This window comes from Streptomyces sp. PA03-1a, assembly GCF_033792805.1.
Lineage (GTDB): Bacteria > Actinomycetota > Actinomycetes > Streptomycetales > Streptomycetaceae > Actinacidiphila.
In genome coordinates this window covers 1-8,702 of record NZ_JARAVO010000322.1, presented here as the reverse complement: position 1 = coordinate 8,702, position 8,702 = coordinate 1, and the positions used below count along the sequence as shown (strand labels likewise).

6 protein-coding genes and 1 pseudogene are annotated in these 8,702 nt (G+C 72.8%); 4 read left to right on the top strand and 3 right to left on the bottom strand.

Annotation, left to right across the window (positions count from 1 at the left end; all coding sequences use genetic code 11):
- Positions 1–147: 147 nt before the first annotated feature.
- From PV341_RS41415 to PV341_RS41405, 3 genes and pseudogenes are all read left to right on the top strand, one after another.
- On the top strand, positions 148–633 hold the full coding sequence (locus PV341_RS41415; RefSeq protein ID WP_500324326.1) for an NUDIX hydrolase: 486 nt from the start codon (positions 148–150) through the stop codon (positions 631–633).
- A gap of 164 nt (positions 634–797) precedes the next feature.
- Positions 798–1,487, top strand: a pseudogene (locus PV341_RS41410) (SDR family oxidoreductase); the annotation flags it as partial.
- A 66-nt stretch (positions 1,488–1,553) separates the two neighbouring features.
- The gene (locus tag PV341_RS41405) at positions 1,554–3,482 is read left to right on the top strand and encodes a helix-turn-helix domain-containing protein (protein ID WP_500324488.1); all 1,929 of its coding nucleotides are present in this window, start codon (positions 1,554–1,556) and stop codon (positions 3,480–3,482) included.
- Here the strand turns inward: PV341_RS41405 and PV341_RS41400 are convergent.
- The gene (locus PV341_RS41400; RefSeq protein WP_500324324.1) at positions 3,473–3,892 is read right to left on the bottom strand and encodes a VOC family protein; all 420 of its coding nucleotides are present in this window, start codon (positions 3,890–3,892) and stop codon (positions 3,473–3,475) included. The two genes, PV341_RS41405 and PV341_RS41400, sit on opposite strands and share 10 nt — an antisense overlap.
- Positions 3,893–3,971: 79 nt before the next feature.
- Positions 3,972–5,348 carry an MFS transporter gene (locus PV341_RS41395; protein ID WP_500324323.1) on the bottom strand — a complete coding sequence of 459 codons (1,377 nt, stop codon included), beginning with the start codon at positions 5,346–5,348 and terminating at the stop codon, positions 3,972–3,974.
- Between the two features lie 257 nt (positions 5,349–5,605).
- Here PV341_RS41395 and PV341_RS41390 point away from each other — a divergent pair, with 257 nt between their 5' ends.
- On the top strand, positions 5,606–7,825 hold the full coding sequence (locus PV341_RS41390) for an NADP-dependent isocitrate dehydrogenase (RefSeq protein WP_500324322.1): 2,220 nt from the start codon (positions 5,606–5,608) through the stop codon (positions 7,823–7,825).
- 84 nt (positions 7,826–7,909) lie between these two features.
- Here the strand turns inward: PV341_RS41390 and PV341_RS41385 are convergent, their stop codons facing one another.
- Positions 7,910–8,638: an SRPBCC family protein gene (locus PV341_RS41385; RefSeq protein WP_500324321.1), complete on the bottom strand. Its 729-nt coding sequence runs from the start codon at positions 8,636–8,638 to the stop codon at positions 7,910–7,912.
- Positions 8,639–8,702: the final 64 nt, after the last annotated feature.

The window sequence follows — 8,702 nt, the reverse complement described above, 5'->3', positions numbered from 1 at the left end:
CCCTGACCCCCGGGGAACCCCCCGGCCCCGGGGGTCACCGTAACCGCTGGGGGCTCGGGATGTGGAGATCCCGTGCGCGAACGGCAAGTGCCGCGCTCACGGACCTGATCCACGGGAGGGTCCGGCCGAGGACGTAGGCTCGGCGGCGTGCCGATTCCCGAATTCCTCCGCGAGCTGCGGGCCCTCGTCGGCCACCGGCAGCTGCTCCTGCCCGGTGTCACGGCGGTCGTCCTCGACGACGACGACCGCGTCCTGCTGAACCGGCGGGCGGACAACGGACGCTGGTCCCTCATCGGCGGCATCGCCGAACCCGGCGAGCAACCCGCCGAGACCGCCGTCCGCGAGGTGCTGGAGGAGACCGGCGTGCGCGCGGTCGTGGAGCGCGTCGTCCTGGTCCAGACGATCGACCCGGTCCTCTACCCCAACGGGGACCGCTGCCAGTACGTGGACATCACCTTCCGCTGCCGGGCGGTCGGCGGGCGGGCCCGGGTCGCGGACGACGAGTCGCTGGAGGTCGGCTGGTTCGACGTGGACGGTCTGCCCGACCTCGGCAACCACGGGCGGCTGCGCCTCAAGCACGCGCTGTCCGACGGCCCGACCTGGTTCGAGCCCGCGGGGCCGCCGCAGGAGTGAGTGTGCGCCACCCCCATTGGCGGTGTCGCGAGTGTGGGCGGCGCACACATCGGTCGGGGCCCACGCGCTGCCTAGCCTGCAGTGCATGACGCCCACGCCCCCCGCGCCCCGTCCCGCAGCAGGCCCCGTCCCGCCGTCCGGGCCGCCGGACCTGGACGGACGCACGCGCGGCCGGTGCCAAGGTGCGGGCCGCCGACCGGGACGCCGAAGGCCTGGCCGAGCTCGCGGAACAGGCCGCGGCGGGCGGCCGCCCCGGCGCCGTCGAGACCGTGACGCTGGACCTGACCGACCTCGACGCCGCCGAGCAGGCCGCCGCGGGCACCGACATCCTGGTCAACAATGCCGGGCTGCAGCTCGTCCGCCCCATCGAGGACTTCCCGCCCGACGTCTTCGCCACGGTGCTGCGCGTGATGCTGGAGGCGCCCTTCCGGCTGATCCGGGGGGCGCTGCCGCACATGTACGGGCAGGGCTGGGGCCGGATCGTGAACATCTCCTCCGTCCACGGACTGCGCGCCTCGGCCTACAAGAGCGCCTACGTCTCGGCCAAGCACGGGCTTGAGGGGCTGTCCAAGACCGCCGCCCTGGAGGGTGCCGCCCGCGGCGTCACCTCGAACTGCATCAGCCCCGCCTATGTGCGCACCCCGCTCGTCGAGCGGCAGATCGCCGACCAGGCGGCCGCACACGGCATCGATCCCGAGCGGGTCGTCACCGAGATCATGCTCGCCGACTCCGCCGTGAAGCGGCTGGTGGAGCCGGAGGAGGTCGCCGAACTGACCGCCTACCTCTGCTCGCCGCAGGCGTCCTTCATCACCGGTGCCTCGCTCACCATGGACGGTGGATGGACGGCGCACTGATCTGCCGGTATCCCTGACAGCGTGCCCCGCGACCCACTCCACGCCCCCGACGACGACGGCGGAACCATGGCTCCCCACAGCCCTTCCGACGCACCCTTCCTGCGGCTGCTCGCCCGCGGGGCACCGGCCGAGGAGTACGAGCGGCCGGTCCTCGCGGCCAGGGCCGAGGGCGCGCCCCCCGCCGTGCTCGCGGAGATGGAGCAGGCCAAGCTGCTGGCCCTGCGCGTGCGGGCGGAACTGGAGGGCCGGCGGCGGCGCGAGGCCGAGCTGTCGGCGCTGTTCGAGACGGCGGGCGACCTCGCGGGCCTGCGGGACCTGGACTCGGTGCTGCAGGCCATCGTGCAGCGGGCCAGGTCCCTGCTCGGCACGGACGTCGCCTACCTCAGCCTGATCGACCGGAAGGCCGGCGACACCTACATGCGGGTCACCGAGGGGTCGGTCTCCGCCGAGTTCCAGCGGGTACGGCTCGGGATGGGGGAGGGGCTCGGCGGTCTGGTCGCGCAGACCGCGCTGCCCTACGTCACCGAGTCCTACTTCGACGACGAGCGCTTCCGGCACACCCACCCGATCGACTCGGCCGTGCACGACGAGGGCCTGGTGGCGATCCTGGGGGTGCCCCTCGTGCTGGGCACCGGCGTCATCGGGGTGCTGTACGCCGCGGACCGCCGGGCCCGGGTGTTCGAACGCGGCCAGATCGCCCTGCTGGCCTCCCTCGCCTCGCTCGCCGCCGTCGCCATCGACACGGCGAACCTGCTGGAGGAGACCCGGTCCGCGCTCGCCGACCTGGGCACCGCCAACGACACCATCCGCAGCCACAGCGCCGTGCTGGAACGCGCCTCCGAGGTGCACGACCGGCTCACCGAACTCGTCCTGCGCGGCGGCGGCGTGGACGACGTCGCGGACGCCGTCGCCGAGGTGCTCTCCGGGACGGTGCGGGTCGTCGGCACCGACCGCGACCCCGTCCCCGACATGCTCGCCGATGCCGTGGCCCGCTCCCGGAAGGACGGCCACGCCGTACGGCAGGGCCAGACCTGGACGGCCGCCGTCACCGCGGGCGGCGAACTGCTGGGCGCGCTCGTGCTGCACGGCCACCCCGAACTCGACCCCGTCGACCAGCGCACGCTGGAGCGGGCCGCCATGGTCACCTCCCTGCTGCTGCTCGCCCGGCGCACCGCCGCCGAGGCCGAGCAGCGCTTCCGGGGCGAACTCCTGGACGACCTGCTCGATGCCCCGCAGCGTGACCCCGCACTGCTGCGCGAACGCGCGGGCCGGCTCCGCGCGGACCTCGACGCCCCGCACGTCGTCCTCGCCGCCCGCGTCGGCGAGGAGCACGCCGGGGCCGCAGCCGACCGGCAGCGGCTGTGGTCGGCCGCCTCCCACCTCGCCGCCACCCGGCGGGGTCTGGCCGCAGCGCGCGACGGGGGCACCGTGCTGCTGCTCCCGCTGGAGCCGGGCTCCGACGCCTCCGCCACCGCCCGCCGGATCGCCCAGCAGCTGGGCACGGCGGTGCAGGCGGCCGTCACGGTGGGGGCGTCCGGCCCCGTCCACGCGCCGGCCGGGCGGCCCGGCGCCGTCGCCCTGGCCTACGCGGAGGCGCAGCGCTGCGGCGACACGCTGCGCGCCCTCGGCCGGGTCGGGGAGGGCGCCGCGGGCGACGACTTCGGCTTCCTCGGGCTCCTGCTGACCGAGTCGCGCGACGTCGACGGCTTCGTGCACCGCACGATCGGCGCCGTCGCCGACTACGACAGCCGCCGGGGTACCGACCTCGTGCGCACCCTGGACGCCTACTTCGCCAGCGGGATGAGCCCCGTGCGCACCAAGGACGCCCTCCACGTGCACGTCAACACCGTCGCGCAGCGCCTGGAGCGCATCTCCCACCTGCTCGGCGCCGACTGGCAGGCCCCGGACCGTGCGCTGGAGATCCAGCTCGCGCTGCGCCTGCACCGGCTCTCGGCCGGGCAGGAGGGCCCGCCGGGTCCCGCCGGTCAGGTCTGATCCGCGCCCGCGACCAGCTCCACCTCGAACCCGTCGCCGTTCTCCAGGTAGGCGGCGTAGTGCTCCTCGCCGCCGGCGTACGGATGCAGCTCGGGGAACATCAGCGTCCAGCCGTGCCGCGGCGAGCGGGCCACCAGGGCGTCCAGCTCCGCGCGGCCCGCCACATGGAACGCGAGGTGGTTCAGCCCCGCCCTGCGGCGCTCGTGCGGCCCCTCGACGAGGTCCGGTGACCGTTCGACGACGATATAGGTCGCCCCCAGCCGCCAGCTGCGGCCCGCCTCCCACCGCTGGTACCGGACGTAGCCGAGCTCGCCCAGCAGCCAGCCCCACTCGGCGTCCGCGCGCTCCAGCTCCGGAACCCACAGCTCGACATGGTGCAGCACCCCCGTCATCTCTCTCGTGTCACCCACGGTCACGACGGTAGACCCCGCCACTGACACACCGTGACGGGGTCCACGTACCGGGGGTGCGGAACGTGTCCGCACGGGGTCAGCCCGCGTGGGCCGACCGGGCCAGCGGGGCGTCCTCCGCGGTCCCGGACTCGACGGCGTCGAGGTCCCGGCCGCGCGTCTCCTTGGCCACCCCGACCGCGACCAGCGTGAGCAGCGCGGCGGCGATGACGTACAGCGAGATGGGGACCGAGCTGTCGTAGGACGCGAGCAGCGCGGTCGCGATGAGCGGAGCCGGGGCGCCCGCGGCCACGGAGGCGAACTGGGCGCCGATCGAGGCCCCGGAGTAGCGCATGCGGGTCGCGAACATCTCGGAGAAGAAGGCCGCCTGCGGCGCGTACATGGCGCCGTGCAGCACCAGGCCGCCCGTGACGGCCAGCAGCAGGGCCGGGAAGCTCTTCGTGTCGATCAGCGCGAAGAAGGGGAAGGCCCACAGGCCCACGCCCGCCGCGCCCAGCAGGTACACCGGCCTGCGCCCGACGCGGTCGGAGAGCGCGCCCCAGGCCGGGATGACGGCGAAGTGCACCGCGGAGCCGATGAGCACGGCGTTCAGCGCGGTCTGCTTGCCTAGGGCCGCGTGCTCGACGGCGTAGACGAGGACGAAGGCGGTCATGACGTAGTAGCTGATGTTCTCCGCCATGCGGGCACCCATCGCCACCAGGACGTCCCGCCAGTGGTCGCGCAGGACCGACACCAGCGGCAGCCGCTCGATCGTGGACTCCTCCGTCTTGCGGGCCTCCGCCCTGGCCAGCGCCGCCTTGAACACCGGGGACTCGTCCACCGACAGCCGGATCCACAGCCCCACCATCACGAGCACGCCCGAGAGCAGGAACGGGATGCGCCAGCCCCACGAGGTGAACGCGGCGTCCGAGAGCAGCGCGGTCAGCGCCGACAGCACACCGGTGGCGAGCAGCTGCCCGGCCGGCGCGCCCGTCTGCGGCCACGAGGCCCAGAACCCGCGCCGCTTCGCGTCGCCGTGCTCGGAGACCAGCAGCACCGCGCCGCCCCACTCGCCGCCGAGCGCGAAGCCCTGCACGAGGCGGAGCATGGTGAGCAGCACCGGAGCGGCGACGCCGATCGTGGAGAACGTCGGCAGCAGGCCGATGCAGAAGGTCGCGCCGCCCATGAGCAGCAGGCTCAGCACGAGCAGCCGCTTGCGGCCGAGGCGGTCCCCGAAGTGGCCGAAGACGAGGGCGCCCACCGGGCGGGCGGCGAAGCCGACGGCGTACGTGAGGAACGACAGCAGCGTGCCGACCAGGGGTTCCTCGTTGGGGAAGAACAGCTTGTTGAAGACCAGCGCGGCGGCGGAGCCGTAGAGGAAGAAGTCGTACCACTCGATGGTGGTGCCGATGAGGCTCGCCGCGACGATTCTGCGGAGCGAGCCGGGTGCGGTGGGCGCGGGTGCCGGGGTTGCCATGGTCACCACTTCCGGGCGGGGGACGGGGACGTTTCCGATGTCGCCACACCGTAGAAACGGCCACGTCACGCTCCCATGTGGTGGAACACCACAGTTATGCCGCCGGGTATGCGGGCGGGCACCATGAGCGTCCCGCTCGGGGTACCCGGCGTGGCCGGGCGGTGGTGCCCGGGCGCCGGGAGGGTCCATTCGAGTGGCGGCCGCTCACGAGATATCTTGATGTCGAGCAATGTTGCAGACGTGGAGCGGAGCACCCGGTGACTGACTCGACCATCATCTATACGCACACCGACGAGGCGCCGGCGCTGGCGACGTACTCGTTCCTGCCCGTGATCCAGGCGTACGCCTCCACGGCCGGAGTCGCCGTGGAGACCCGTGACATCTCCCTGGCCGGGCGCATCATCGCGAGCTTCCCCGAGTACCTGGAGGAGGGCCAGCGCATCGCCGACGCCCTCGCCGAGCTCGGCGAGCTCGCCAAGACCCCGGCGGCGAACATCATCAAGCTGCCGAACGTCTCGGCCTCGATCCCGCAGCTGAAGGCCGCGGTCGCCGAGCTGCAGGCGCAGGGCTACGCGCTGCCGGACTACCCGGACGACCCGAAGTCCGACGAGGACAAGGACGTGCGCGCCCGCTACGACAAGATCAAGGGCAGCGCCGTCAATCCCGTCCTGCGCGAGGGCAACTCCGACCGCCGCGCCCCCGCGTCGGTCAAGAACTACGCCAAGGCGCACCCGCACCGCATGGGCGCGTGGTCGGCCGACTCGAAGACGAACGTCGCGCACATGACCGCCGACGACTTCCGTTCCACGGAGAAGTCCGCCGTCATCGCCGAGGACGGCGCGCTGCGCATCGAGCTGGTCGGTGACGACGGCACGACCACCGTGCTGCGCGAGTCGGTGCCGGTGCTCGCGGGCGAGGTCGTGGACGCCTCCGTCATGCGCGTCGCCGTGCTGCGCGAGTTCCTCGGCGAGCAGGTCGCGCGCGCCAAGGCCGAGGACGTGCTGTTCTCGGTGCACCTGAAGGCCACGATGATGAAGGTCTCCGACCCGATCGTCTTCGGCCACGTGGTCCGCGCCTTCTTCCCCAAGACCTTCGCCCAGTACGGCGAGACCTTCGCGGCGGCCGGCCTCACCCCCAACGACGGCCTCGGCGGCATCCTCAAGGGCGTCGAGTCCCTTGCCGACGGCGCGGCGATCAAGGCCTCCTTCGAGGCCGAGCTGGCCGAGGGCCCGGCCCTGGCCATGGTCGACTCCGACCGCGGCATCACCAACCTGCACGTCCCGAGCGACGTCATCGTCGACGCCTCCATGCCGGCCATGATCCGCACCTCCGGCCACATGTGGGGCCCGGACGGCCAGGAGGCCGACACCCTCGCGGTGCTCCCGGACAGCAGCTACGCCGGCATCTACCAGGCCGTCATCGACGACTGCCGCGCGAACGGCGCCTTCGACCCGGCCACGATGGGCTCGGTGCCCAACGTCGGCCTCATGGCGCAGAAGGCCGAGGAGTACGGCAGCCACGACAAGACCTTCGAGATCCAGCACACCGGCACCGTCCGCCTGGTCGACCAGGCCGGGAACGTCGTGCTGGAGCAGGCCGTCTCCGCCGGCGACATCTTCCGCGCCTGCCAGACCAAGGACGCGCCGATCAAGGACTGGGTCAAGCTCGCCGTCACCCGCGCCCGCGCGACCGGCGACCCGGCGGTGTTCTGGCTGGACGAGGAGCGCGCCCATGACGCGAACCTCATCGCCAAGGTGAAGCAGTACCTGACGGAGCACGACACCGAGGGCCTGCAGATCGAGATCAAGTCCCCGGTCGAGGCGATCAAGTTCTCCCTCGACCGCATCCGTCGCGGCGAGGACACGATCTCCGTCACCGGCAACGTGCTGCGCGACTACCTGACCGACCTCTTCCCGATCCTGGAGCTGGGCACCAGCGCCAAGATGCTGTCGGTCGTGCCGCTGATGAACGGCGGCGGCCTCTTCGAGACCGGCGCCGGCGGCTCCGCGCCCAAGCACGTCCAGCAGCTGGTCAAGGAGAACTACCTGCGCTGGGACAGCCTCGGCGAGTTCCTCGCGCTCGCGGTCAGCTTCGAGCACCTGGCGACCACCACGGGCAACGCCCGCGCCCAGGTCCTGGCCGACACCCTCGACCGCGCCACGGGCACCTTCCTCAACGAGGACAAGTCGCCCAGCCGCCGGCTCGGCGGCATCGACAACCGCGGCAGCCACTTCTACCTGGCGATGTACTGGGCCCAGGAGCTGGCCGGGCAGTCGGACGACGCCGAGCTGGCCAAGGCCTTCGGCCCGCTTGCCCAGACGCTGACCGAGAAGGAGCAGGTGATCGTCGACGAGCTGATCGCCGTGCAGGGCTCCCCGGCCGAGATCGGCGGCTACTACCAGCCCGACCCGGCCAAGGCCGCGGCCGTCATGCGTCCGTCTGCGACCTTCAACGAGGCGCTGGCGACCCTCGCCTGACGCGACCGGCAGTACGACGCGAACCGCCCCGGCTGGTGATCCAGCCGGGGCGGTCCCGTGCACGGGGCGCGGTGGGGCGCGCGGTTACGCGAAGACGCCGTCCAGCCACGCCTGCCAGCGCTGCCCGGCCCGCTCGCCGTCGGCGCCGGGGGCGAAGTCGTGCACGCTCACGCCGACCGGGGCGCCGAAGTGGTTGCGGCCGAAGACCCGGTACATCGCGTCGCCGGTCCGCAGGCCGACGAAGTACCGGTCGCGGTAGTCGACCACGGCCTCCACCGGCCCGGCGCCGGGCAGTTCGACACGCACCACGGCACCCTCGGCCGCGTCGTCCGGCACGCCGAGGGCGCGGCTGACGACCTCGAGGGCGTCGGGCGAGGTGGACGCGGCGGGGCCGTTCACCGTGGCGAAGGCGGCCGGCCGCCCGCTGAAGTGGGTCAGGTACTGGCGCAGGGTGTGCAGGTAGAAGTCGGTGTGCTTGCTCGCGCCGTCGTACTGGTTGTCCCAGTCGTCGACGAAGACGCCGCTGTGCACGTAGCGCACCCAGGCACCGCCGCCCTCGCGCTCCTCGATGACGTGCTCGAGCTGGTTGAAGAACTGGTTGTCGACGCCCTCCGGGCTCTCCGACCGGGCGATCAGGTGGTGCGGGGGGTCCCAGGCGGTGAGGGTGCCGCCGAAGGGCGCGGCGCCGCCTTTGCGCGGCTCGAACTCCTGGGGCCACAGCCAGCCGGCGGAGCCGGTGGTGACGGCCTCCCAGACCTCCTCCGGGCTCGCCTCGGTCTCGAACTCGCGGACGATCTCGAATTCCTTGGACATGGTGCTTCTCGCTCCTCGGGGGACGGGCCCGGACGCCCGGACGACGTGGTGGGTGGTGGGGTGG